This is a genomic window from Brevundimonas sp. AVps4, assembly GCF_058681525.1.
On the sequence record NZ_CM178741.1, the window covers coordinates 2,578,937 to 2,601,504 of the forward strand.

Sequence of the window (22,568 nt, forward strand, 5' to 3'; positions counted from 1 at the left end):
CATCAGGCGGATTTCGCCCGCGCCGCCCTTTCAGGAAGCGACGACACGGGTCTGTGAAATCCAGATGGTGTGACCCGTCGGGCACACAAGGGGTGGCGGGCGGGAGATTTCACCCCGCCCGCGCTTCGCCGTCATGTCTCAGCCGCCGGTCGGGCCGGTCGAGAAGTCGAACTGTTCCGGCTGGCGGCGCGGCCCGCCGAAGTTCCAGGTCAGGCCGACGTAGAAGGCCCGCAGCTTGATGTCCTGCTCCGAGCGTTCGCGGAACTGCGGCGTCTCATAGACGGTCGTGGTGTTGAAGCTGTTGAACAGGTCGCGCGCGGTGAAGTTGAACGACAGCTGCTCGTTCAGCTTGCGACGATAGCCCAGATTGACCATGCCGCCGGCCTCGCGCCGCCCCTGGGCCAGAAGACTGTCGCCCTGCCAGAAGCTGGACAGTTGGACGAAGTCCTTGGCCGTCGGCTGCCAGTTCAGGCTCAGGCGTCCGCTGGCCAGGGTCGCCTCGCGGTCTCCGCCGCCGACCACGGCGCCCGAGTCGATCTCCTGACGGAAGACATTGACTCCGGCGCTGTAGCGCAGGGTCGACAGCAGGCGCCCGTTCGCCGTCGCCTCGACGCCCACATCCTGGCGCGAGCCCAGGTTTTCGGGTCGGGTCAGGAAGACGCCGCCGCCGATGTCGGTCGCCACATCGGTGAAGGCCTTGTCAGTGTTCCGCAGATAGGCCGTCGCCTGATAGAAGCTCTGGCCCTTGCGCATCTGCCACATGGCCTCGAAGCTGTCGGTCTCCTGCGGCTCCAGGTCCGGATTGCCGGAACGGACGTTCAACGGGTCCTGATAGGCGACGAAGGGATTCAGCTGGCTGGGCTGGGGCCGCTGGATGCGGCGCGAATAGCTGGCGCGCAGGGTCTGTTCGGCCGACAGCTGATATTGCAGATGGGCCGTCGGATAGGCGCGGAAATAGTCCTGGGACGCCGAGGCGCCGCCGGTCAGGTCCTTGATCTCGATGTCCGCCTGCTCCAGGCGCAGGCCCAGCTGAGCCGACAGCTTTTCGCCCAGAGGACGTTCGTAGGTGGTGTAGAGGGCGTGCACCGTCTGCTCGGCCTCGAACCGGTTGTTCAGGGCCGGGACGGGCGTCAGGGCGGCCTCGGACGGGCCACGCAGAAAGCCGGCGTCCTGCTCGGGCCGCTGAAGGTTCAGCTCATAGCCCAGGCGCAGCTTGCCGCCGTCCGACATCGGGCGGGTATAGGCGCTGGTGAAGCCCCAGGTGACCTGATCGACGTCAGTCCGAGTGCGCTCGTACAGGGCCGCCGCCGCCGGCGTCAGGAAGGTGGTCAGGGCCTGGCTGGTGTTTTCATTGCTGTTGGAATCGTAGCGCAGTTCGTTGGACCATTCATGGCCGTCGCCGTCGAAGCGGCGCAGCACCCGGGCCGTGGCGCCCCAGTTGGCGAAGTCAAAGTCCGACGATCCCTCGCGCCGATAGGCGTTCGTCACCGCCCCGCCCGCGTTGCGCGTTTCGAACAGGCTGGAGGCCGAGCCCGTGCCGTCGAAGGCGACGCCGCGCAGTTCGCCGGTGATCTGGGTCTTGTCGTCCAGCTTGTATTCGGCGGTGAAGCGGCCGAAGGCGCCGTTCTGCTCGGACTCGATCGGCTGATCGACGGTGGTTGTCGCGACCACGGCGCCGGTCGTCGGGTCCAGTTGCTCCCGTGTCCGGCTGAAGCTCAGCTCCGTCGGATCGGAGCGGTAACTGAGGTCGCCCGACAGGGTCAGCCGGTCCTTCTGCCAGGATCCGCTGAGGCCGGCGTTCCAGCGACCGTTGTCGCCGACGTTCGCCCGCACCGAGCCGGTGGATTGCGTGCCCGGCTTGGGCGCCGTCGGCTTGGTGATCAGATTGATGACTCCGCCCGACCCCTCGGGGCTGTAGGCGGCCGAGGGATTGGTCATCACCTCGATCCGCGCATATTGGCTGGCGGGCAGTTGGATCAGCGCCTGCCCGCGACCGGGGCCGGTCAGAATGCCGGACGGGCGACCGTCGACCAGTATGGTGACATTGGCGTCGCCGCGCAGGGAGACATTGCCCTCCGAGTCCACATCGACCGAGGGCACGTTGCGCAGGGCGTCGGCCAGGCTGCCGGAGGTCGCCTGCAGATCATTGGCCAGGCTGTAGCTGACGGAATCGATCGAGGTGCGGACGTCGTCGGCGCGCGCCGTCACGGTGACGTCGCCGACCGAGGCGGGCTGGTCGGAGGCCGGCTGGCCGGAGGCGGGCGGCGTCTGCCCGGCCGGCGTCTGCCCAGCCGGCGTCTGGGTCGGTCTCTGCTGAGCCGGCGCGGGCGTCTGCGACGGCTGCGGCGTTTGCGCCTGGGCCAGGGCGGCGGCGGGCAGCACGGCCCAGGCCGCGCCGAGCAGCAAAACGAGTTTGGACGACGTCATCCCCGATGATCCTGAAGGTGCGGCGGACGGCTTCCGACGCTTATCGATAATCGTTGCGTATCGAGCCTGCTTTGCAATGCAAAGTTACATCTTGGACAGGTCCATTACACCTTCGTCATGCTTGCTCCGAAAGCGATGGGTGACGCGCGCGAAGCGGCGCGTTAGCGTGTCGCCGCATCGAGAGTTGGAGCCTGCGCCTTGCCCCTGAACCTGACCCGTCGTCGCGCCCTGGCCGGCGCCCTCCCGCTGAGCCTCGCGGCCCGCCCGGCCCTGGCCTGGAACGCCGCCAACGACGATGCGGCCCTGGCCGAGGCGATCGACGCCTATGTGAAAAAGGCGATGGCCGCCTGGCCCGACCAGCCCGCATTGGGAATCGCCGTGGTCAAGGACGGCGCCGCCGTGCTGACCCGCGGCTATGGGGTGAAGGTTCAGGGCAAGCCGGCCGTCGCCGATGAACACACCCTGTTCGCCATCGCCTCCAACACCAAGAACGTCACCGCCGCCGCCCTGGCCATTCTGGTCGATGAGGGCAAGGTCAAATGGGACGCGCCGATCAAGACCTATCTGCCCGATTTCCGGCTGGTCGATCCGTACATCGCCGACCACATCACGGTTCGCGATACCTTGAGCCACCGCGCCGGTTTCGGCCTGGGCGCCGGCGATCTGCTGTTCTGGCCCAACAGCGACCGGACCCGCGCCGAGGTCTTGGCTCAGGCCGCCTTCGTGCCGATCGAGGACGGATTCCGCGCTCGCTACCACTATTGCAATCTGATGTTCGTGGTCGCGGGGGCGGTGATCGAGGCCGTCTCGGGCCACACCTGGGAAGACTTCATCCAGACGCGGATTCTGGACCGCGTCGGCATGAGCGAGACCGTGCCCCTGGCGCGCCTGGCCGACCCGGCCAAGTCCGCCCTGCCCCACGGCCGGGTCGGGCCGCCGCTGCGCTATCAGGGCGCCATGACGCCGATCGCGGATTCGATCGTGGAGGTCTGGAACTGGGACTCGGCCGCCGCAGCCGGCGGGATCTGCACCACCCCGGCCGACTGGGCCAAATGGATCGCGGTGCGGCTGAACGACGGGCGGCTGCCCGACGGGACGCGCCTGTTCTCCGAAGAGTCCGCCAGGGAAATGTATCGCCCCAACATCATCGTCGGCAGCTCGCCCGGCCCGACGGCGGAATTGCCTAACCGCTCCATCGCCTCGACCTACGCCATGGGCCTGCAGGTTCAGGACTATCGCGGCGAGCGACTGATCAGCCACGGCGGCGGTTCGCCCGGCGGCATTTCCGCGACCGTTCTGATCCCCGGCCGCAAGGTTGGGTTCAGCATCTTCTCCAACGCGGAAGAGAGCTTCCTGCTGCGGGCTCTTCGCTCAGGCATCGCCGACATCTGCATGGGCAAGATCGACAAGGACTGGATCGCCGATTCCAAGCGACTGGAGGCCGAGGGCAACGCCAAGTCCGTCGCGGCCGCCGCCGAGATCGACGCCAAACAGGCGGCGGGCGCGCCGCCCTCCATGCCTCTGGACGCCTATGCCGGAACTTGGCGGGATCCCTGGTATGGCGACATCGTCATCGCGCCCAAGACCCGAGGGCGGGGGCGCGACCGCAAGCCGGGCTTGTGGCTGACCTTCACCCACACCCCGGCCCTGCAAGGCTGGTTAGAGCCCTATGACGGCGAGACCTTCCGCACCCGCTTCCCGGACAAGCGGGAGGAAGACGCCTTTGTGACTTTCGACATCCAGACCGCCAAGCCCGCCACGGCGACGATGAAGGGCGTCTCGCCGGACATCGACTTCTCCTACGATTACCAGGATTTGAGACTGACGCGGATTTGAACGTTCGGCCTGTGACCTAGGCGCGCAAGGGCGGAACGCCTAGAACCAGCAAACGCTGTCCTTCCATCAACCCAAAGGAGGACAGCCATGTCGAATTCAGAAACGCCCCGCGCGCTAGACCGCGAAGAAGCGGACATGGTCCGGCAAAGCCAGGCCCTGGACGAGCGGTCGCCGGCAGAACTGCGGGAATTGATCGGTCGGCTGCGGGCGCGCCGAGACAAGGCGCAGCGCCAAATCCGCACCCGCGCCCGTTCGGCTCAAGCGCGAGGCGGAACCGCCGGGGCCGACACCGGCGCGCGAGAGAAGAAGGCGCTGCTGACGGAGGCGATCGCGCGCGTCGCCGAAGCGATCGACGCCCGTCGGAGCGAGGGCGACGGAGAGACCAAGAGGGCGACCGACAATCTTCGCGACGCAGTCCGGCGCAAGGCTGAGAACCCGACTTGGACCGGCCCCGAGGACCGCACGGCGGATCAAGGACCGAGCGAAACTCCAAACACCAAGATCGCCCCCTCGGGCGCACTCCACGCCGAGGGCATGCGGGCCGCTATTTCGCGCTCGACCGGTAATCGTTGACCCCAGAGACCTGAAGCCCCGCCTGCGGACTTCAGGTCCTGATTTCCAGCAGCTCCAGCTTGGCTTCCTGCTTCGGCCAAGGGAGGACAAGCCGCCAGCGGCTCTGGCCGATTCGCTCCAGAACGCCCACCTGATCGCGTTCCGGACGATCGCCATAGGCGGGAAAGCCGGTCTCGGCGTCGCTGAGGGCCTGGGCGCCGATATAGACGAGGCGACGATCCGTGTCGGGATAGAGAAGGCCCTGAGTCCGCTGCGACCCCGTCGTCTTGGTCAGAACCAGATCCCCGCCGGGGGTCGTCTCCACCGAACAGGCGAACCAGGGATAGTCGACATAGGCCAGACCGCCTCCGTCCCCCCGCCGCCCCAGCTTGATCGTGCGGCACCGATAGGTTCCAGGCGGCGGTTGGAGGCGGTCCGGCAAGGCGGCGTTGGGGTCGACCAATGGCCCCAGGGCCTCGACCTCAGAGGCGAAGCCGGCGGCCTCGGCCTCGGCGCGGGCCATACGCCAGGCCTGGTCCAACCGACCGAGCAGGCTGGCGTCGGCCGCCGAGGCGACCTGACGCCAATCGTCGCTTCCGCCTTGAAGCCCGCCTTGAGCTGCGGAAGGTGCGGCTGCGGCGGCGGCTGTCGCGGGCGGCGCGACGCGCGGGGGGACGCCTTTGGCGGGCGCGCTGACGGCCGGCGAGGTTTCGGCGCGGCTGCCCGGACTGTTCTCACCGCAGGCGGACACCGCCAAGCCGAGAAGCAAGGGCGCAAAGAAGGTCGGGGTGCGGCGCATGATCGGCGTCTCCATCGGTTCAGGAGACGAACGGTCAAGCCGCCGCGCGGTTCAGTCGGTCTTGGCCGGAACCAGTTCGATCAGGTCCAGGTTCGACTCATACTGCGGCCACGGCAGCACCAGACGCCAGCGCGCCTCGCCGATCCGTTCCAGAACGGCGACCAGATCGCGATCACTGTTGCGGCCATAGGAGTTGGCGGCCGGTTCCTGGGCCAGGGCCATGGACCCCAGCAACAGCATGTGCCGGTCGTTCTCGGGGAACAGGAGGCCCGAAGGCCTCTGGGAGCCGGTCAATTTGGTGAACTTCAGACCGCGCGGCGTCTGTTCGATGCGACAGGCGAACCAGCCGTAAACCACATAGCCCAGTCCGTCCTCGCCGCCCTGGGAGCCCAGTTTCACGGTGCGGCAGCGGTAGTCGCCGGTCGGCGGGGTCACGCCGGGGCGTGCGGCGGACGGGTCGATCAGATCGCCCAGACTGTTCAAATCGCCCGAACCGCGCTGGCGTCGCGCCTGTTGCAGGGCCAGATCCCAGGCGGCGTCACGACGCTGATAGCGATCCCGATCGGTCGAGGTGATGACGCCGCGCCAGTCCATCAGAACCCCGCCCGTTACGGAAGAGGGCGGCGGCGGGGGCGGAGGCGGCGGCGGGGTGGAGGCGCAGGCCGCCAGAGCGAGAAGGCCCGCCAGAGCCAGACCGCCCTTCGGCCCGGCCCCTGAGGCCAGGCGTCTAAGCGAGGGACAAGGCGGACGTATCTGGCGCATCAACGCTTCCCTGTGAAAAGGCGTCCGAGGGGACCTTGCGGCGAAGTCGGTCTTTTAGGCCCTTGGTCGGCGGCCCGCGTCAAGACCGCAGCCGCAGATCACGGCTTGGCGGGGGATCAGCCTTCGCTCTCGGCCGCAGCCTCGGCCTTGCGGCGGGGCGCGCGGCGGCGCGGGGCCGGCTCGCCCTCCTCGACCGTCGGAGCGGGGGCGGACGAGCGGGTCAGAAAGCCGGGCAGAGCCGTCGGAGTCTCATCATCGCCCGTTTCGGCTGCAACGGCGGGACGGCGCGACCGGCGCGCCGGCCGCTCGTCCGTCTGAGGGACGTCGCTCTGATCCGAGACCGGAGCCACCGACTCGGTCTGGGTCGCGGCGGCGGCGTCATCGGCGACCGCTTCGATCGGGCGGCCTTCGCCCGACTGGCCTTCGCCCTGGGTGTCGAATCGGCGCTGACGCTCCTCGCGACGCCGCTCCCAGCGCTCACGGCGGGTTTCGCGGCGACCGCCGCCTTCGCCCTCAGCGCGCATCTCGCCGTCGTCACGCGATGACTGGCCGTCGCGGTCGCGGTTCTGGTCGCGGTCGCGGTCGCGGTCGCGATTGTAGTCGCGCTCCCGGTTTTGATCCCGGTTCTGGTCGCGGTTTTGGGACTGCTCCGCGCGCTCCGCCGCTTCCTGAGCCTGGCGATCCGCCGCCTGCTGCGCCGCCATGAAGGCTGCGGCCTGGGCGCCGGATTCGTCTTCGAAATCGATGTCAAAGCCCTGGTTCGACAGTTCGCGCGCGGCGATGTCGGAGAAGGAGCGTTGGGGCTGAAGCGCGCGCAGAACCCGGTAATAGTGTTCGGCGTGCTGTTGGTAGTTCTCGGCCAACACCCGGTCGCCGCTGGACGCCGCGTCGCGGGCCAGCTGCTGATAGCGCTCATACACGGTCTGGGCGTTGCCGCGGACCTTGATGTTTTCGGGGCCTTGCGAATCCCACGAACGATTCGGATTGGCGTTGTTGGCGTTATTGGCGCCCGCCTTGTTCCGATTGCGTCCGCGCTGACGCTTCATGCCCTTGAAATCTCTCATTCGCGCTACCGTGTGCAGGGATGGAGCCAAGCCGTCGGGCCGGGTCCGTCCGTTTCGTGGTTCCGTTTCGCTCGGGGCCGATCCCCGATTGTCGATCTGTCGGAATGCCTTGTCGCCCGCATGGTGCGCCGGCCCTGTGGGGACCGACCGTCATGGCCGGCTCAAGCCGCGAACAGCCGGGCGAAAACCCGTAAAGCTGCGTTTGAGTGGGAGACGAGAGAGACTTAGCGTGTGCGCCGTCCCTTTCCAAGGGGTTTTCGACAAAGCGTCGCACCTTGGGCCACGGCTCCGCTTTGCCGACGAGCGTCGGGTGGGCTAGGCAGGTTCTTTAAGGCGACGATGAGGCATTCTTCCATGCGGGTTCTGGTTCTAGGCGGCGACGGCTTCTGCGGCTGGCCGACGGCCCTGCATCTCTCGGCCCAGGGCTGGGACGTGACCATCGTCGACAATCTCAGTCGGCGGAATATCGACAATGAGCTGGAGGTCCAGTCGCTGACGCCGATCCGCACCATGGGCGAGCGGATCAAGGCCTGGAAAGAGGTCTCAGGCCGCGACATCGGCTTCGTCAACATGACCGTAGGCAAGGAGTTCGACCGTCTGGTGGCCCTGATCCGCGACCTGACGCCCGACAGCGTGGTCCATTTCGCCGAACAGCGCGCCGCCCCCTATTCGATGAAGTCGGCGCGGCACAAGCTGTACACGGTCGACAACAACATCAATGCGACCAACCACCTGCTGGCCGCCATCGTCGAAAGCGGGCTGGACGTGCATCTAGCCCACCTGGGCACCATGGGGGTCTATGGCTACGGCACCGCGGGCCTGCGCATCCCCGAGGGCTATCTGAAGGTGACGGTCGAGACCGACAACGGCCCGGCCGAGCAGGAGATTCTGTTCCCGCCGAACCCCGGCAGCATCTATCACATGACCAAGACTCAGGACGCCCTGCTGTTCCAGTTCTACGCCCGCAACGACGGCCTGCGGATCACAGACCTGCATCAGGGCATCGTCTGGGGCGCCCAAACGGCCGAGACCAGGCTGGACGAACGTCTGATCAACCGTTTCGACTACGACGGCGACTACGGCACGGTGCTGAACCGGTTCCTGATGCAGGCGGCGGTCGGCTATCCGCTGACGGTGCACGGATCGGGCGGCCAGACCCGGGCCTTCATCCATATTCAGGACACGGTGCGCTGCGTCGAACTGGCGCTGAACAATCCGCCCAAGCGCGGCGATCGGGTCAAGATCCTGAACCAGATGACCGAGAGTCGGCGTGTGCGCGACCTGGCCCGGATGGTCGCCGACATGACCGGCGCCGAAGTCCACAATGTGCCCAACCCCCGCCAAGAGGCCGACGAAAACGATCTGGTCGTCGCCAACGACCAGTTCCGGGAACTGGGGCTGAAGCCGATCACCTTGGCTGAAGGTCTGATGCAGGACGTCACCGAGATCGCCCGGCGCTACGCCGAGCGGGCCGATCTGAGCCGCATTCCTTGCGTCTCGGCCTGGAACCAACGCCGCGCCAAGGCGCTGGAAAGCCAAGCGCGGCCGTGCGCGAGTTCGCCCGGTTCGCCCAACATTCTGACCGCCTGAGCCTGCCGATGAACCGCCCCGTCACCGCCCCCTCCCTGCTGGTCTTCGGCGGCGGCTATCTGGGGCGGGCCGCAGCGCGCGAAGCCTTGAAGCGGGGCGGCCAGGCGACAGCCACCTCTCGCGATCCTGAACGCCGACGGTCCCTCGCGGCTGAGGGTGTTTCGGCCATCGACCCTGCGGACGCCGACGCCCTCAGGACCGCGCTGGAGTCGGCGACGGCCGTGCTGATCACAGCGGCGCCGGACGCCCACGGCTGTCCGGGCCTGCGCGCCTTGGCCCCCGTCGCGTCCCAGGCCTGGCCCGATTGGATCGGCTATGTCTCCTCAACCAGCGTCTATGGCGACCGAGCCGGCGGCTGGGTGTTCGAGGACGGGCCGCTGAACGCCGCCAGCCTGGAGGGCGCCCGTCGAGTGCGGGCCGAACGCGACTGGCTGGACGGGGCGCAGGGCATGGGGCTGACAGTCCAGATTTTCCGTCTGCCCGGTTTTTACGGCCCCGGTCGCAGCGTCATCGATCGGCTGAGAGACGGCACGGCGAGACTCGTTCGGAAGCCGGGCCAGGTGTTCAACCGCATCCATGTCGATGACGTGGTGTCGGCCTTGTTCGCCTCCATGGACCGGCCCAGGCCCGGCGCCGCCTATAATCTGACCGACGATGAGCCCTCGCCCGCCAACATGGTGGTGGAATGGGCGGCCGACCGGATGGGCCTGCCCCGTCCGCCGGAAGTCGATTGGACCGATGACAGCGTCAGCGAGGCGATGCGCCGCTTCTATCTCGATTCCAAGCGGGTCTCGAACGCCCTGGCCAAGGCCGAACTGGACTGGCGACCGGCCTATCCCAGTTGGCGGGAAGGCCTGGAGGCCTTGCTGGACGCGCCGCCGCCGCTTCGCCTGGTCAGCTGATCGCGCGTCTCAAGCGCCTCTTTTCTTCTTCAGGAGGCGGTCCCGCGCCGCATTGACTCGGATCGCCAACCCGGCCGTGCCGCCTTGGTCGGGATGGACGCGGCTCATGGCGTGTTTCCAAGCCGCGCGAATCTGCGCCTCGTCCGCGTCCGGAGGGACGCCGAGCACTGCGCGCGCCTCGGCCTCGGTGATCGGCTCGGAACGTACGGGCGTCCGCATCCGCGACGACCAGACCAGATAGAGGCCCGCCGCCGCGAGGCCTGCGCCCCACAGCCAAGCGCCCCTGAAGGCCGCCAAAGCCCCGCCGGCCAGAAGCGCAGACGCGAGCAGGGTCGCCGTCACCCGCCAATGGGCCCGACCACGTCTTTCCGTCTGTCGTCCCAGTCGCACCAGGGCCCAGACGGCGACGGCCGCCAGGGCCAGTCCAATCAGAGCCACGCGGTCATCCGGCCTTTCAGGCCGCCACGTCCAGCGGCGCCAGGGCCTGTTCCAGACCCATGGCCTTCATCAGATTGCGCAGCTCCTGGCGGGCCGCGACATGGGCCAGGGACACCGCCACCGGCCGCACCTCATTGGACAGGTCTGCAACCGTCAGGCCGAAGGGGAACAGCTCGCGATAGATGACCCGATCACGCAAGCCCGGCCCGACGCGGAAGCCGACCCGCTTGGCCAGCTTGTTCATCCGCTCTTCCAGTCGCTTGCGGTTGCGCGCCTCGGCGACGGCGAGACGGTTCGTCACGACCAGCCAGTCGATGGTCGCTTGCCGGCCCTGGGTGATCGCCCGGACCTTGCGGGCCTCCCAGACGCTTTCGGAATAGATGGAGGGCTTCAGCAGCTCCAGCGAGACTGGGTCCACCTCGCCCAGCAGGTCGAAGTCGACAAAACTGTCGTTCATGGGGGTCACGATCTGATCGGCGCGCGCATGGGCGGCGCTGGACACCGCCGTGTCGCCGCCGGGGGTGTCGATCAATATGGCGTCCACGCCTGCGGCCGCAGCCTCGGCGAAGGCCTTTTCGAAGGCCGCGATCTGCTCATCTGTCCCGCCCTTGGCCAAGGCCTTGCCGTCGCCCATGTCGGGCATGAACGGCTGGGGCAGCGTTTGGCCGTTCGCGGCCAGCCAAGCCTGACGGTTGGTGAAGAAGCGCTGCATGGAGCGCTGGCGCAGATCCAGATCGATGATCGCCACCGTCCGCCCCGCATGCAGCAGGCCGGTGACGATGTGGATCGCCAGGGTGGACTTGCCCGCCCCGCCCTTCTCATTGCCGAGGACGATCACGTGTGGCTGCGTCATGGAGGAAACCCTCTGTGGCGGCCGACGCGACTCAGTGCAGCGCGGCCTTCGGACGCCTTAGACTCGGCGCACAGAGGCCAAACGTCAACGCGGCGTTAACGGCCATCTGTGGACTTTGCTCTGGTGGAAGGGACGCCCGCCGGTCAGCCGGCGCGACGGCACCAGGGATCGGCCACCTGGGCGGCCGCGCACAGGGCGCTGGCGGTCTCGGTTGGAATAGGCCCAACCCGCAGCCGGGTCAGACGACGACCGGCGACCTCGACGTCCTCGAATCGCGGCGAAAAGTCGGACAGATCCGCCTGGGTTCTCAGCCGCGCCCAGGCGGCCCGCGCCGCAGCTTCGCTGGAAAAGGCGCCCAGCTGGATCAGTCGACCCTCCGCCGACGAGGTCGGCCGCGGCTCCGACCGGATGACGGCGGGGCGCAGAACCGGCCTGTCGGCACGATCGACCGCCTCGACAAGCGCAGGAGCGGCGGCACGCATGGCGGGCTGGACGGCCGGTTGGACCATCCGCGTCACCGCACCCCTTAGACCGGGCTCCCGGTCAGGCTCGGGTTCCGTCCGCCTTTCGTCCGCGCCCAGCCGCCCCGCCATGGCGTCGCGGGCGTCCCACATCTCATAGGGCGTCATCAGGGCGATTTTCACGGGCGAGAATTTTGCAGGCCGCAAACCCTGAGTTTCGGCGCGAGTTTTTTGCGCAGCTGCGGGCCTGGGGGCGTCCGGGTCCATCGGAATCTCGATCGCAGCGATCCGATCGGCGGCGGACTGGAAGGAATGACGGTCGCCCTCGACGGCCCCGCACCCGGCAAGCCCGAGGGTGAGGGCGATCAGAACTGGACGGGTCGCTGCTGCCGGCGTCATAAGCACCACCCTAGTCGCCAGGGCTTGAGGTCTGGTGCATCGACACGCTTAAGGCACAAGGTTAACCGGTTCACCATGACCCAGCCCGCTTCGCTCCTCGTCGTTCGTTCCGTCGCGGAACTGCGCGCCGCGGTACGCGACTGGAAGAGACAAGGCCTGACGGTGGGCCTGGTTCCGACCATGGGCGCCCTGCATGACGGCCATCTGGCCCTGGTGCGCGAAGCCGTTCAGCGCGCCGATCGAGTGGTGGTCTCCAACTTCGTCAATCCGACCCAGTTCGCCCCGACCGAGGATCTGGCCCGCTATCCACGCCAGCAGGCGGAGGATGCGCGGCTGTTGTCCGGCGTCGGCTGCCCTCTGATGTTCGCGCCCGCGCCAGAGGACATGTACCCCGAAGGCTTCGCCACCAGCATCGCCGTGACGGGTCCGGCGATGGGCCTGGAAGGCGATTTCAGGCCTCAGATGTTCGGCGGGGTCGCCCTGGTGGTGACCAAGCTGTTCAACCAGGTTCAGCCGGACTTGGCCGTGTTCGGCGAGAAGGACTATCAGCAGCTGATGGTGATCCGGCGCTTCGTCCGCGACCTGGATCTGCCGATCGACATCGTCGCCGTTCCGACCCAGAGGGACGAGGCCGGCTTGGCCCTGTCGTCGCGAAACGCCTATTTGTCGCAAGACGAATTGGCCGTGGCCCGCCGGCTCAACCGCATCCTGGCGGCGGCAGCGGCCGATGCCGCGTCGGGGCGTCCCCTGCCCGGCGTCGAACGAGACGCCTATGCCGCCGTGCTGAAGGCCGGCTTTGAGCGCATCGACTATGTGGCGGTCCGGCGGGCCGAAGACCTGTCGGTCTTTCGCGACGGCGTGGTCGACGCCCCCGCCCGCATTCTCGCCGCCGCCTGGCTGGGCAAGACGCGGCTTATCGACAACCTGGCCATCTGAAAAAAGAGCCCGACGCAGGCGCCGGGCTTTGAATGGAAGTTCGGTGATGGTGTGTCCCAGAACGGGACAGATTCATCTGTCCGCCGCTTCGGTTAACGAAGTCCTAACCGCCGCGATCCGGCAGCCATGTGGTCTGACGACCGCTCGGTCCGGTCGGCCAGGTCAGCCGCCATCCGTCGCCGGCCCGTTGCGACTGAAAGTCCGCCTGAGAACCGACGCCGGGATAGTCGAACCGTTCGCCGTCCACGACGATCGACGCTGCACCCCCGTCGGGGGCCGTCGCACGCCAACTGCCGCCGGTGCGGCTCAGGACCGGCACCCGCCTTCCGTTGATCGTCACCTCCGGCGGCGGTCCGTTCGCGCGACCGGAGACGATCAGGACCGCGCCGTCGGAATCCACCGCATCCAACCGACCCCGGCCGTCCAGCCGGGTCGTGGGTTCTCCGGCCGCGATCAGGATGATCGGCCCCGCGCCGCCTTGCAGAAGCACCAAGGTCTCGGGCGAGGGCGCGGCGTCCTCTCCGATCTGCACCTCCGGCCTCAACCGCATGTCGCCTGAGGTCAAGGGCGCCCGCAGTTCGAACCGGCCGGCGGCGTCTGCGCTGACCGCCACGGCCGCTCCGTCCCCCGCGCGAAGCACGACTCGGGCGTCGGGCGCCGCCGCGCCTCGAACCACCACCTGTCCCCCCTCGCGCCGAGCGGCGTCAACCGTCGGCGGCTGCGTCCAGGGCGATTCCACCGGGGCGCCCGGCTCGGACGCGACGGCGGCGTCCTTCTTTTCCGAACAGGCGCTCAAGGTCGGCGCCACAAGGACCAGAGCCGTCGATAGGGCCGCCTTGGCGACGATCCAGCGTTTCATCCTTGGTTCCGACACGATATGGCTGGCGCCCAGCGGCCGAGAGTCTGTTAGCTCGATCGCCGCCCGTTTGGCCATGGCCGACGGCGCATCCGTTCATTTCGAGGCCTCATGTCCCTGCCCCCTGTTTCGATCCAGCCTTTCGAAGGCCCCTCCGTCTGCCTGTTCTGCGGTTCGTCCGATCGGGCCGATCCCGCCTATATCCAGGCCGCGCGAGACTTCGGCAGGGCGACGGCCGAGGCGGGGTGGCGTCTGGTCTATGGCGGTGGCGGCGTGGGCCTGATGGGCGCCTCTGCGCGCGGGGCCCATGAGGCGGGCGGACGCGTGCTGGGCATCATGCCGGCCTTCCTTCGCAGCCGGGAGCGCCTGTTCGACGAGGTCGAGACGGTCGTCGTGACTTCCATGCATGAGCGCAAACAACTGATGTACGACCAGTCCGACGCCTTCGTGGTCGCTCCGGGCGGCATCGGAACCCTGGAAGAGGTGGTCGAACTGCTGTCCTGGAAGCGGCTGGATCTCCATCAGAAGCCCGTTGTCTTCCTGAACCTAAACGGCTTCTGGAACGGCTTTTTCGATCTGATGCGTCACAGCGTCGACGAGGGAATGACGCCGGCCGATTTCCTGAACGCCTGGACGGTGGCGGACACGGTGGAGGCTGCGCTGGAGCAGATTCAGACGGATCCCATGGACGGGGCGCGTATCTATGATCGCCGATAGGTGATCGCCGATCACAATCGACGCCGCGCATCTTGACAGTTTTTATCGAAAACTGACATTGACGCCCGACGGCACGACGCCGTTCTTCAATTCGGAGAGTTTTCATGCGCGTCCTGCTGATCGCCGCCGCCGTTTTCGCCGCCGCCCCCGCCGTCGCCCAGACGCCCGCCCCCACCAGCCTGGTCCTGGCGGATGCGGCCAAGGCCCCCGCCCGCCCGACCATCATCGACGGCGCGCGCTGGTCCTGCGACGGCTCGGCCTGCACCGCCTCGGGCGGCACGGAACAGCCGGCGACGCGCGCCTGCCGCCGCGTGGTGCAGAAGTTCGGCCCGGTGACGGCCTTCTCCTACAAGGGCAAGACGCTCAGCGCCGAAGAACTGGCCGCCTGCAACGCCTGATCCAGGCGTGAGGCGGCTTAGGCCGCCTCGCCTTTCAGGCGCCGCTGGATGGTCTCGCGACCGATCAGCGGCGCCAGGGCCGCCATATCCGGCCCATGGGCCTGGCCCGTCAGCGCCAGCCGCAAGGGCATGAACAGGGCCTTGCCCTTGGCGCCCGTCTCGGCCTTGACGGCGTTCGTCCAAGCGGACCAGGCCGTCTCATCAATGACCTCGGGCAACAGGCCGGCGGCGGCCTCGATGAAGGCGGCGTCCTCGATGACGGGCTGGATCGGCCCCCGCACGACCTTCGCCATTTCGACCACATCGGCGAACTTGTTCAGATTGCCCCGCACCACGGACCAGAAGGTCTCGCCTAGATCCGCGTCCAGAGCCTGCAGCCGGGGTTGAGCCGAAGCATAGTCCATGATGTGCAGCGCCTGGGCGTTCAGCCGGTCCAGATCGGCCGTGTCATACCGCGCCGGCGACCGGCCCATCTTGGTAAAGGCGAAGCTCTCGCCCAGGGCCTGAACCGATGCGGCGACCTCCAAGGGGTCGGAGGTGCCGATCCGGCCCAGATGGCTGGTGATGGCGATCGGCTCGTAACCCTGGTCGCGCATGTCGCTGATCGACAGGGAGCCCAACCGTTTCGACAGGGCGGCGCCGTCGGCGCCGACCAGCAGGGGCATGTGGGCGAAGCCGGGAACCGTCGCCCCCAGGGCTTCGAAGATCTCGATCTGTGCGCCGGTGTTGGTGACGTGGTCTTCGCCGCGAATGACGTGGGTGATCGCCATGTCGATGTCGTCCACCACAGACGGCAGGGTGTAGAGGAACAGGCCGTCCTCGCGGATCAGAACCGGGTCGGACATGGAGGAGGTATCGACCTCGGCGTGGCCGCGCGCCAGGTCTTCCCAGGCGACCCGCTTGCCCTCCAGCTTGAACCGCCAGTGAGGACGACGCCCCTCGGCCTCATAGGCCGCCTTCTGTGCGTCCGTAAGGTCCAGCGCGGCGCGGTCGTAGATGGGCGGCAGGCCGCGCGACAGCTGCACCTTGCGACGGCGGTCGAGTTCGTCGGCCGTCTCATAGGCGGGATAGAGCCGGCCCGACGCCTTGAGCCTGGCGGCGGCCTCCTCATAGCGGTCGAAGCGCTTGGATTGGTTATAGCGCTCGTCCCAGGTCAGCCCCAGCCAGGTCAGATCGTCCTCGATCCCCTGCTCGAACTCCGGCGTGGAGCGCGCCAGGTCGGTGTCGTCGATCCGCAGCACGAAGGATCCGCCCTGCCCCTTCGCGAACAGCCAGTTCACCAGGGCGGTGCGGACATTGCCGACGTGCAGCTTACCCGTCGGCGACGGGGCGAAACGAACCTTGACGGACATGAAGACCTAGACCTCAAAAGCGAGGCGGCTAGGTCGCGCCGCAACCCCGCGAAGTCAAGGCTTGGGTCCCTCGAACTTCAGTCGTCCCGGTGAACCCGCTCGCGGCGTTCGTGGCGCTCCTGCGCCTCGACCGACAGGGTCGCGGTGGGGCGGGCCTCCAGACGCCCCAAGCCAATGGGTTCGCCGGTGTCTTCGCAATAGCCGTAGGAGCCGTCCTCGATCCGCCGCAGGGCGTCGTCGATCTTGGAGATCAGCTTGCGCTGCCGATCGCGGGTCCGCAGTTCCAGGGCGCGATCCGACTCCGAAGAGGCGCGATCGACCAGATCGGGATGGTTTTCCGTCTCCGCCTTCAGGTTGACGACCGTCCCTTTGGACTCGCGAAGGATTTCTTCCTTCCAGTCCAGCAGCTTCTTTTTGAAGTAAGCCAGTTGCCGCTCATTCATGAACGGCTCGTCGTCCGACGGGCGGTAAGGACCGGTTTCGTCGGACACAACGGACGCCAAGGCGCTCATCCCACTCACGCTCTCTAATCACGCCCCCCTGTGGCGTAGGGGCCGTATAGTCAGCCCGACGAGTCGCGGCAACGGCGTTCGCGATTCCGTGATCATGATTCCGTGAGCGCCTTGATGAAATAGGAACCCAGCTAAGGCCCCGTCCTCGATCTTGAAAAGCCGAAGCTTTTACGATCAAGCCTCGCCGCGACGCAGTTCGGCCTTGGCCAGTTCCACAGCGGCGCGCAGGTCGATCTGATCCAGCACGGCGTTCAACCCCGCATCCCCGCCATCGGGGCGCTCTTCGCGCAGATTGCGGGCCAGCCGTTCCAACAAGGCGGGATCGCCCTCGCCGGACAACAGAGCCAGTTTCATCTCGTCGAGCCGGTCCAAAAGCCCTGCGCCCCGCTTGATGGCGCGCCGACGTTTTTCCAGCGGCCCCTCCACGCCTTGGAGAGCCATCAGGGCCGAGACGTCGGCGACGCTCGTCGGTGCGGCGGCGGCTGAAGCGGCGGTGGGCGCCGACGCCCCGCCGGCTTGACCGAGCGAAAAGCCGCTGGCCGAGCGAGCGGACTTGCCGCTGGTCGGGGCTTGGGGGCCCGTGGTCCCTGTGACCTTCATCCGCGCATGCTCCGGCTCATGATCCCATCCTTGAGGAACGGAGTGACCGTTTGGTTAACAGCTGGGCAGAATCTGCCCTCACCATCCACCCGCAAGCCGCCACACCACCATATTTTCAACAGCTTAGATCACGGCACGATCCTGGCATAAGGTATCAGAAGAAGCCTCAGAGACGTCCGACCCATGCAGAATCTGCTCGCCCGCCTCGTCACGCCCTTGGCCGTCCTGGCCCTGGGCGTCAGCGCGTCCGCGGCCGCAGCCCAGTCGCGGATCAAGGACATCGCCGCCGTTGAAGGCGTTCGCGGCAACCAACTGGTCGGCTACGGCATGGTCATGGGTTTGAACGGCACCGGCGATTCGCTGCGCAACTGTCCCTTCACCCGGCAGTCGCTGGAAGGCATGACCGAGCGGCTCGGGGTCAATATCCGCGGCGCAAACGCCAACACCAAGAATATGGCCGCAGTCATGGTCACGGCCGAACTGCCGGCCTTCGCCACGCCGGGTTCGCGCATTGACGTCAACGTCTCCTCCATGTGCGACGCCAAGAGCCTGCTGGGCGGATCTCTGGTCGTGACCAGCCTTCAGGGCGCGGACGGTCAGGTCTATGCGGTGGCGCAAGGGTCCGTTCAGACGGGCGCCGTCTCGGCCTCCGGAGGATCAGGTTCTTCGGTGACGCGGGGGGTGCCCACGGCCGGCCGGATCGCCTCGGGCGCCTCTGTCGAGCGCGAGACAGGCTTCGAAATGGCCAATATGAACGAGGTCCGGCTGAATCTGCGTAATCCGGATTTCACCACCGCCCAGCGCGTCGCCGCCGCCGTCAACGCCGCCTTCCCCGGAACCGCCCTGGCCGAGAACGGAACGGTCGTGGCCCTGCGGGCTCCCGGACAGATGGGCATGGCCGGCTTCATCAGCCGCGTGGAAAACCTGCCCGTCACCGTCGATTCACCCGCCAAGGTCATCATCGACGAGGTGAACGGCGTCATCGTCATGGGCGATGCGGTGCGGATCTCGCGGGTGGCCATCGCCCAGGGCAATCTGACCATCTCGGTCGATGAACAGCCCTTTGTCAGCCAGCCCGCCCCCTTCAGCCAGGGACAGACGGCGGTCGTGCCCAGCACCCAGGTCAATGTCGAAGAAGATCTGGGCACCCAGATGCGGCTGGTGGGCGGCGGAACCAGCCTGTCCACCCTGGTGAACGGTTTGAACGCCCTGGGCGTCAGCCCGCGGGACATGATCAGCATCCTGCAGGCGATCAAGGCGTCCGGCGCCTTGCAGGCCGAGATCGAGGTGATGTGACATGACGGACCTGTCCGCCCCCGCCGAACTGATCCTCCCCCTACCCGCCGCTGCGACGGCCGCAGCCGGCGCGAGCCGTGAGAAGATCAAGGCCACGGCGGAAGCCTTCGAGGCCAGCTTCCTGTCTCAGATGCTGAAACCGATGTTCGAAGGCCTGTCGACCGACGGCCTGTTCGGCGGCGGTCAGGGCGAGGCGACCTGGCGCAGTTTTCTGCTGGACGAAATGGCCAAGAAGACCGTAGCCGCCGGCGGGATCGGCCTAGCCGGGCCGGTGATGAACGAAATGCTGAAGATGCAGGAGGCGCGGCCATGAGCGACGCTGAACTGGCCGGGGCGCGCGTGCGCCAACTGCTGGATCTGACGCGGCGCCTGACCGAGCGTTTGGCGGCCGAGACGCGCGCCTTCCAAGAGGGGCGCCCCCAGGAGGTCGCCAAGGGATTGGCCGAAACCCAGGAGATGGCCAACCTCTATCGCCGCGACTCCGCCCATGTGAAGGCCAACCCCGCCCTTCTGGCCGACGCGCCTTCGGCTGATCGGTCCGCTCTGATCGAGGCCACCCGCGCCTTCGACGCCGTCCTGGCCCGTCACGCCGGCGCTGTTGAGGCCGCCCGCCGTATTTCCGAAGGCCTGGTGCGGGCCATCGTCCATGAGGTCGCAGCCGCCCGAACGCCGGCCGCCGTCTATGCCGCCGATGGGCGGGCGGCCATGGGCGACGGACGCGCGGTAGCGTTCAACCGCAAGGCGTGAGCGACATTTTTTGATTTCTGCGGACCTCGTTCCCGCCGTGTTGCCGGTTTTTTAAGCGACGGGGGTCATAGTCGCCCCATGCCGATCACCACGCGCCTTTTGGGACTTGCCTTTGCGTCCGCCGACGCCCTGGTGGAAATCGACGCCCAAGGGCGCGTCGGCTTCGCCCTGGGCGCGGGCCCCGCTGCGGGACAGGACGTCGGCGCCTTGTGGACCGGCAAACCCCTGACCGAACTGCTTCATCAGGGCGATCATGTCTTTCAGACGCTGATGAACAGCAAGACGGGCGCCCGCAGCGCGCCCCTGCAGATCCTTCTAACCGCCGGCGCCGACCGAGTGCGACGCGCTTCGATCCGCGCCTTCGTCCTGCCCCAGCTGGCGCCCGCCATATCCTGCGCCATCGCCTATGAGGGTCCGGCCATCCCGCTGGGCGAGTTGGACGTTCCGCCGCTGATCGACGCCGAACGGTTCCTGATCGACGCGCCCCGCATCATCGACAACTCGCGCGATCTTGCGTTCGGCTTCCTGGACGTTCATGGCCTGGAACAGCTGCCGGAGGCGCTGGCGGACCGGGTTCAACGCCGGATCGAGGCCACGCTTCAGTCGGCCGCCGTTCACGGGTCCGCCGCCGCCCAGATCACGCCGGAGCGGTTCGCCCTGTTGCGGCCGGGAACCGACAAACGCGATCTGGCTGCGGAAGTAGTCGAGGCCGGACGGGCGGAAGGCGCCGAACTGGCCGCCGAATGCTTCACCGCACCCGTGCCCCAGGGAGCGGACAGCCTGTGCGTGCTGCGCGCCATGCGTTTCGCGATCGAGGGATGTCTGAAGGACGGCGGCCTGGCTAATCCTCAGATCGCCTTCGCAGAGTCCCTGAAGCGGACTTTCCGCGACGCCGAAGCCTTCCGCGGCGTGGTGAAGTCGCGAGACTTCCAGGTCCACTACCAACCGATCGTCCGGCTGGATTCGCGGGCGGTCCACCATTTCGAGGCCCTGGCGCGGTTCAACACCGCCAACGGCCCGGCCGAAGCCATCCGCATGGCCGAAGAACTGAAAATGATCGAAGCCTTCGACCTGGCCGTCGCCGAAAAGGTGCTGAAGCGGATGCGGGCGCCCGGCGCCGGCCTGCTTAAGATGGCGATCAATGTCTCCGGCGCGTCGCTTGGCGACGACACCTATGTCGAGAACCTGCTGAAGATGACCTCCGGCTCGCCCGAGGAGCGCAAACGTCTGATCGTGGAAGTGACCGAAACCTCGGCCCTGGCGGATCTGGAGGCCGCGAACCGGCGGCTGACCGCCCTGCGCGAGACCGGCATCAAGGTCTGCATCGACGACTTCGGCGCCGGCGCCACCTCCTATGACTATGTCCGCAAACTGCCTGTGGATGCGGTCAAGATCGACGGGGATCTGGTGCGCGGCCTAAGCGATCCCCTGACCGAGGGTTTGATCCGAGGCTTCGTCGAACTGTGCCGGTCGATGAAGCTGGAGACCATCGCCGAGATGATCGAGACGGACCCGGTCGCCGATCAGTTGAAGAGCCTGGGGGTCGAATACGGCCAGGGCTGGCTGTTCGGGCGCGCCGAGGCCGAGCCGCGCACCCAGTTGTCCTCGCCGACGCCGATCCGGCGTCGCGGCGCGGTCGAAGCCTGGGGCTGACGACCTAGCCCTCGCTCGGCTTCGCCAGGGACGGTCTTTCATTCGCCTTGGCGGCGGCGGTCGCCTCGACGGCGCGCATGACGCGCAGCAGGTTCTCGCCGGCGATCTTGCGGATGTCGGCCTCGGTCCAGCCGGCGTCCATCAGGGCGGCCAGGATGCGGGGATAGGCGTCTACGCCGGTCATGCCCTCGGGCAGGCTGCCGATGCCGTCGAAGTCGGCGCCCAGGCCGACGTGGTCGATCCCCGCGACCTGACGCACATGCTGGATATGGGCGACGACGTCGGCCAGGGTCGCCTGGGGCGTCGGATGGGCGGCGGTCCAGGCGGTCAGGCCGGCCTCGACGGCGGTGGGATCGCCAGGGTTAAGGGTCTTCAGCCGCGCCTCCTCGCCCGCGCGGTCGGCGCTCCAGGCGCGGACCCGTTCGGAGACGAAGCCGGGGGCCAGGTTGATCATCACGATCCCGCCGTCCTCAGGCATCATCCGCAGCACCCGGTCAGGCACATTGCGGGGATGGGCCGTGATCGCCCGGGCCGAAGAGTGGGAGAAGATGACCGGGGCGTCGGACACCCGCATGGCGTCCAGCATGGTGTCCTCGGACACGTGGCTGAGGTCCACCATCATGCCCAGGCGGTTCATCTCGCGCACCACATCCTCGCCGAAGGGGCTGAGGCCGCCCCATTTGGGGGCGTCGGTCGCGCTGTCGGCCCAGGTCGTGGTCTTGGAATGGGTCAGGGTCATGTAGCGGGCGCCGGCGCGATAGAATTCGCGTAGCAAGGCCAGGGAGTCGTCGATAGAATAGCCGCCCTCCATGCCGATCAGGCTGGCGATCCGACCCGAGGCGAAGACGGCGTCCACCTGGTCCGCCGTGGTCGCCAGACCGAAGACGTCGGGGTGGGCGGCGATGATCCGCTTGGCCGTGTCGATCTGCTCGAAGGTCTCCTCGACCGCCTCCAGCGGGGTCAGGCTGGCGGGGACGTAGACGGACCAGAACTGGCCGCCGACGCCGCCGGCGCGCAGGCGGGCGATGTCGGTGTGGAGCCGTGTCGTCGCTTCGAGATTGGTCGTCAGATCAACGGCATAGACGTCATTGCCGTACTGCTGGCGCAGGGCCCAGGGCAGGTCGTTGTGGCCGTCGATCAGGGGTGTGGTCTTCAGGATCTCCATCACCCTGGCCTCATTGGCCGAATGAGCGTGGGCGACGGTGGCGATGGCGGCGACGGCGACGCCGGCCAGAAGACGACGGATCATGATGCGACTCCCTTGTTGCGACGCACACTGACAGACCGACCTCGAGAAAAGAACCCTCTCCCGCTTGCGGGAGAGGTGTCGCGTCGATCGGCAAAGCCGATCCAGCGACGGAGAGGGAAGTCTCGCCCCGTAAGAAGACTTCCCCCATCGTCAGGCGTGTCGCTACGCG

At 67.5% G+C, this 22,568-nt stretch carries 23 protein-coding genes; 11 read left to right on the plus strand and 12 right to left on the minus strand.

The window, feature by feature from the left end:
- Nucleotides 1-138: 138 nt before the first annotated feature.
- The gene (locus ACW178_RS12760; RefSeq protein ID WP_287104570.1) at nt 139-2,427 is read right to left on the minus strand and encodes a TonB-dependent receptor domain-containing protein; all 2,289 of its coding nucleotides are present in this window, start codon (nt 2,425-2,427) and stop codon (nt 139-141) included.
- A gap of 198 nt (nt 2,428-2,625) precedes the next feature.
- On the opposite strand from ACW178_RS12760, the gene ACW178_RS12765 reads away from it, so the two are divergent.
- Nucleotides 2,626-4,263: a serine hydrolase gene (locus ACW178_RS12765; RefSeq protein ID WP_492024626.1), complete on the plus strand. Its 1,638-nt coding sequence runs from the start codon at nt 2,626-2,628 to the stop codon at nt 4,261-4,263.
- 87 nt (nt 4,264-4,350) lie between these two features.
- Nucleotides 4,351-4,836 (plus strand): hypothetical protein, encoded by a 486-nt coding sequence (locus ACW178_RS12770; protein ID WP_492024627.1) that lies wholly within the window; start codon nt 4,351-4,353, stop codon nt 4,834-4,836.
- 31 nt (nt 4,837-4,867) lie between these two features.
- Here ACW178_RS12770 and ACW178_RS12775 read toward each other — a convergent pair whose 3' ends face one another.
- From ACW178_RS12775 to ACW178_RS12785, 3 genes are all read right to left on the minus strand, one after another.
- On the minus strand, nt 4,868-5,614 hold the full coding sequence (locus ACW178_RS12775; protein ID WP_492024628.1) for a DUF4893 domain-containing protein: 747 nt from the start codon (nt 5,612-5,614) through the stop codon (nt 4,868-4,870).
- A gap of 51 nt (nt 5,615-5,665) precedes the next feature.
- Nucleotides 5,666-6,376, minus strand: a complete 711-nt coding sequence (locus ACW178_RS12780; RefSeq protein ID WP_152950675.1) for a DUF4893 domain-containing protein — start codon at nt 6,374-6,376, stop codon at nt 5,666-5,668.
- A gap of 116 nt (nt 6,377-6,492) precedes the next feature.
- Nucleotides 6,493-7,440, minus strand: coding sequence for a DUF4167 domain-containing protein (locus ACW178_RS12785; RefSeq protein ID WP_492024629.1), 948 nt, complete (start codon nt 7,438-7,440; stop codon nt 6,493-6,495).
- Between the two features lie 339 nt (nt 7,441-7,779).
- Here ACW178_RS12785 and ACW178_RS12790 point away from each other — a divergent pair, with 339 nt between their 5' ends.
- Both ACW178_RS12790 and ACW178_RS12795 read left to right on the plus strand, forming a co-directional pair.
- Complete coding sequence (locus ACW178_RS12790) at nt 7,780-9,030, plus strand: NAD-dependent epimerase/dehydratase family protein (RefSeq protein WP_224762315.1); 1,251 nt, start codon at nt 7,780-7,782, stop codon at nt 9,028-9,030.
- A gap of 8 nt (nt 9,031-9,038) precedes the next feature.
- Nucleotides 9,039-9,932: an SDR family oxidoreductase gene (locus ACW178_RS12795; protein ID WP_183214809.1), complete on the plus strand. Its 894-nt coding sequence runs from the start codon at nt 9,039-9,041 to the stop codon at nt 9,930-9,932.
- A 9-nt stretch (nt 9,933-9,941) separates the two neighbouring features.
- On the opposite strand, the gene ACW178_RS12800 is transcribed toward ACW178_RS12795, so the two are convergent.
- The 3 genes from ACW178_RS12800 to ACW178_RS12810 form a co-directional block, all read right to left on the minus strand.
- Entirely contained in the window at nt 9,942-10,370 is a 429-nt protein-coding gene (locus ACW178_RS12800) for a J domain-containing protein (RefSeq protein ID WP_287105021.1), read from the minus strand.
- A gap of 16 nt (nt 10,371-10,386) precedes the next feature.
- The gene (locus ACW178_RS12805) at nt 10,387-11,223 is read right to left on the minus strand and encodes a division plane positioning ATPase MipZ (protein WP_054766206.1); all 837 of its coding nucleotides are present in this window, start codon (nt 11,221-11,223) and stop codon (nt 10,387-10,389) included.
- Nucleotides 11,224-11,366: 143 nt separating this feature from the next.
- A complete protein-coding gene (locus ACW178_RS12810; RefSeq protein ID WP_182714816.1) occupies nt 11,367-11,867 on the minus strand; it encodes an SPOR domain-containing protein in 501 nt (166 codons plus the stop codon).
- Between the two features lie 291 nt (nt 11,868-12,158).
- Between ACW178_RS12810 and panC the strand changes: the two genes are divergently transcribed.
- Entirely contained in the window at nt 12,159-13,019 is an 861-nt protein-coding gene (gene panC, locus ACW178_RS12815; RefSeq protein WP_287105020.1) for a pantoate--beta-alanine ligase, read from the plus strand.
- A 103-nt stretch (nt 13,020-13,122) separates the two neighbouring features.
- On the opposite strand, the gene ACW178_RS12820 is transcribed toward panC, so the two are convergent.
- Nucleotides 13,123-13,878: a hypothetical protein gene (locus ACW178_RS12820; protein WP_287105018.1), complete on the minus strand. Its 756-nt coding sequence runs from the start codon at nt 13,876-13,878 to the stop codon at nt 13,123-13,125.
- A 108-nt stretch (nt 13,879-13,986) separates the two neighbouring features.
- Here ACW178_RS12820 and ACW178_RS12825 point away from each other — a divergent pair, with 108 nt between their 5' ends.
- Both ACW178_RS12825 and ACW178_RS12830 read left to right on the plus strand, forming a co-directional pair.
- On the plus strand, nt 13,987-14,592 hold the full coding sequence (locus ACW178_RS12825; protein WP_054766210.1) for an LOG family protein: 606 nt from the start codon (nt 13,987-13,989) through the stop codon (nt 14,590-14,592).
- Between the two features lie 104 nt (nt 14,593-14,696).
- Nucleotides 14,697-14,990, plus strand: a complete 294-nt coding sequence (locus ACW178_RS12830) for a DUF8200 family protein (protein ID WP_492024630.1) — start codon at nt 14,697-14,699, stop codon at nt 14,988-14,990.
- Nucleotides 14,991-15,007: 17 nt separating this feature from the next.
- Here ACW178_RS12830 and gltX read toward each other — a convergent pair whose 3' ends face one another.
- From gltX to ACW178_RS12845, 3 genes are all read right to left on the minus strand, one after another.
- The gene (gene gltX / locus ACW178_RS12835) at nt 15,008-16,342 is read right to left on the minus strand and encodes a glutamate--tRNA ligase (RefSeq protein WP_492024631.1); all 1,335 of its coding nucleotides are present in this window, start codon (nt 16,340-16,342) and stop codon (nt 15,008-15,010) included.
- Between the two features lie 77 nt (nt 16,343-16,419).
- Nucleotides 16,420-16,854: an RNA polymerase-binding protein DksA gene (gene dksA, locus ACW178_RS12840; RefSeq protein ID WP_287106443.1), complete on the minus strand. Its 435-nt coding sequence runs from the start codon at nt 16,852-16,854 to the stop codon at nt 16,420-16,422.
- Nucleotides 16,855-17,028: 174 nt separating this feature from the next.
- Nucleotides 17,029-17,454 (minus strand): flagellar assembly protein FliX, encoded by a 426-nt coding sequence (locus ACW178_RS12845; RefSeq protein WP_054766214.1) that lies wholly within the window; start codon nt 17,452-17,454, stop codon nt 17,029-17,031.
- Between the two features lie 183 nt (nt 17,455-17,637).
- Between ACW178_RS12845 and ACW178_RS12850 the strand changes: the two genes are divergently transcribed.
- The 4 genes from ACW178_RS12850 (at nt 17,638) to ACW178_RS12865 (ending at nt 21,150) form a co-directional block, all read left to right on the plus strand.
- On the plus strand, nt 17,638-18,750 hold the full coding sequence (locus ACW178_RS12850; protein WP_054766215.1) for a flagellar basal body P-ring protein FlgI: 1,113 nt from the start codon (nt 17,638-17,640) through the stop codon (nt 18,748-18,750).
- Between the two features lies 1 nt (nt 18,751).
- Nucleotides 18,752-19,063, plus strand: coding sequence for a rod-binding protein (locus tag ACW178_RS12855; RefSeq protein WP_287106425.1), 312 nt, complete (start codon nt 18,752-18,754; stop codon nt 19,061-19,063).
- Complete coding sequence (locus ACW178_RS12860) at nt 19,060-19,497, plus strand: flagellar basal-body protein FlbY (RefSeq protein ID WP_492024632.1); 438 nt, start codon at nt 19,060-19,062, stop codon at nt 19,495-19,497. Before ACW178_RS12855 ends, ACW178_RS12860 begins: the two co-directional genes overlap by 4 nt.
- 78 nt (nt 19,498-19,575) lie before the next feature.
- Nucleotides 19,576-21,150, plus strand: a complete 1,575-nt coding sequence (locus ACW178_RS12865) for an EAL domain-containing protein (protein ID WP_492024633.1) — start codon at nt 19,576-19,578, stop codon at nt 21,148-21,150.
- A 4-nt stretch (nt 21,151-21,154) separates the two neighbouring features.
- Here ACW178_RS12865 and ACW178_RS12870 read toward each other — a convergent pair whose 3' ends face one another.
- Entirely contained in the window at nt 21,155-22,399 is a 1,245-nt protein-coding gene (locus ACW178_RS12870) for a dipeptidase (RefSeq protein WP_492024634.1), read from the minus strand.
- Nucleotides 22,400-22,568 lie beyond the last annotated feature (169 nt).

Excerpts from the sequence above, each read along its gene's own strand:
- ACW178_RS12760 (WP_287104570.1), bottom strand. The coding sequence starts at position 2,427 with ATGACGTCGTCCAAACTCGTTTTGCTGCTCGGCGCGGCCTGGGCCGTG.
- ACW178_RS12770 (WP_492024627.1), top strand. The coding sequence starts at position 4,351 with ATGTCGAATTCAGAAACGCCCCGCGCGCTAGACCGCGAAGAAGCGGAC.
- ACW178_RS12775 (WP_492024628.1), bottom strand. The coding sequence starts at position 5,614 with ATGCGCCGCACCCCGACCTTCTTTGCGCCCTTGCTTCTCGGCTTGGCG.
- ACW178_RS12780 (WP_152950675.1), bottom strand. The coding sequence starts at position 6,376 with ATGCGCCAGATACGTCCGCCTTGTCCCTCGCTTAGACGCCTGGCCTCA.
- ACW178_RS12785 (WP_492024629.1), bottom strand. The coding sequence starts at position 7,440 with ATGAGAGATTTCAAGGGCATGAAGCGTCAGCGCGGACGCAATCGGAAC.
- ACW178_RS12790 (WP_224762315.1), top strand. The coding sequence starts at position 7,780 with ATGAGGCATTCTTCCATGCGGGTTCTGGTTCTAGGCGGCGACGGCTTC.
- ACW178_RS12795 (WP_183214809.1), top strand. The coding sequence starts at position 9,039 with ATGAACCGCCCCGTCACCGCCCCCTCCCTGCTGGTCTTCGGCGGCGGC.
- ACW178_RS12805 (WP_054766206.1), bottom strand. The coding sequence starts at position 11,223 with ATGACGCAGCCACACGTGATCGTCCTCGGCAATGAGAAGGGCGGGGCG.
- panC (WP_287105020.1), top strand. The coding sequence starts at position 12,159 with ATGACCCAGCCCGCTTCGCTCCTCGTCGTTCGTTCCGTCGCGGAACTG.
- ACW178_RS12820 (WP_287105018.1), bottom strand. The coding sequence starts at position 13,878 with ATGAAACGCTGGATCGTCGCCAAGGCGGCCCTATCGACGGCTCTGGTC.
- ACW178_RS12825 (WP_054766210.1), top strand. The coding sequence starts at position 13,987 with ATGTCCCTGCCCCCTGTTTCGATCCAGCCTTTCGAAGGCCCCTCCGTC.
- ACW178_RS12830 (WP_492024630.1), top strand. The coding sequence starts at position 14,697 with ATGCGCGTCCTGCTGATCGCCGCCGCCGTTTTCGCCGCCGCCCCCGCC.
- gltX (WP_492024631.1), bottom strand. The coding sequence starts at position 16,342 with ATGTCCGTCAAGGTTCGTTTCGCCCCGTCGCCGACGGGTAAGCTGCAC.
- dksA (WP_287106443.1), bottom strand. The coding sequence starts at position 16,854 with ATGAGCGCCTTGGCGTCCGTTGTGTCCGACGAAACCGGTCCTTACCGC.
- ACW178_RS12845 (WP_054766214.1), bottom strand. The coding sequence starts at position 17,454 with ATGAAGGTCACAGGGACCACGGGCCCCCAAGCCCCGACCAGCGGCAAG.
- ACW178_RS12850 (WP_054766215.1), top strand. The coding sequence starts at position 17,638 with ATGCAGAATCTGCTCGCCCGCCTCGTCACGCCCTTGGCCGTCCTGGCC.
- ACW178_RS12855 (WP_287106425.1), top strand. The coding sequence starts at position 18,752 with ATGACGGACCTGTCCGCCCCCGCCGAACTGATCCTCCCCCTACCCGCC.
- ACW178_RS12860 (WP_492024632.1), top strand. The coding sequence starts at position 19,060 with ATGAGCGACGCTGAACTGGCCGGGGCGCGCGTGCGCCAACTGCTGGAT.
- ACW178_RS12865 (WP_492024633.1), top strand. The coding sequence starts at position 19,576 with ATGCCGATCACCACGCGCCTTTTGGGACTTGCCTTTGCGTCCGCCGAC.
- ACW178_RS12870 (WP_492024634.1), bottom strand. The coding sequence starts at position 22,399 with ATGATCCGTCGTCTTCTGGCCGGCGTCGCCGTCGCCGCCATCGCCACC.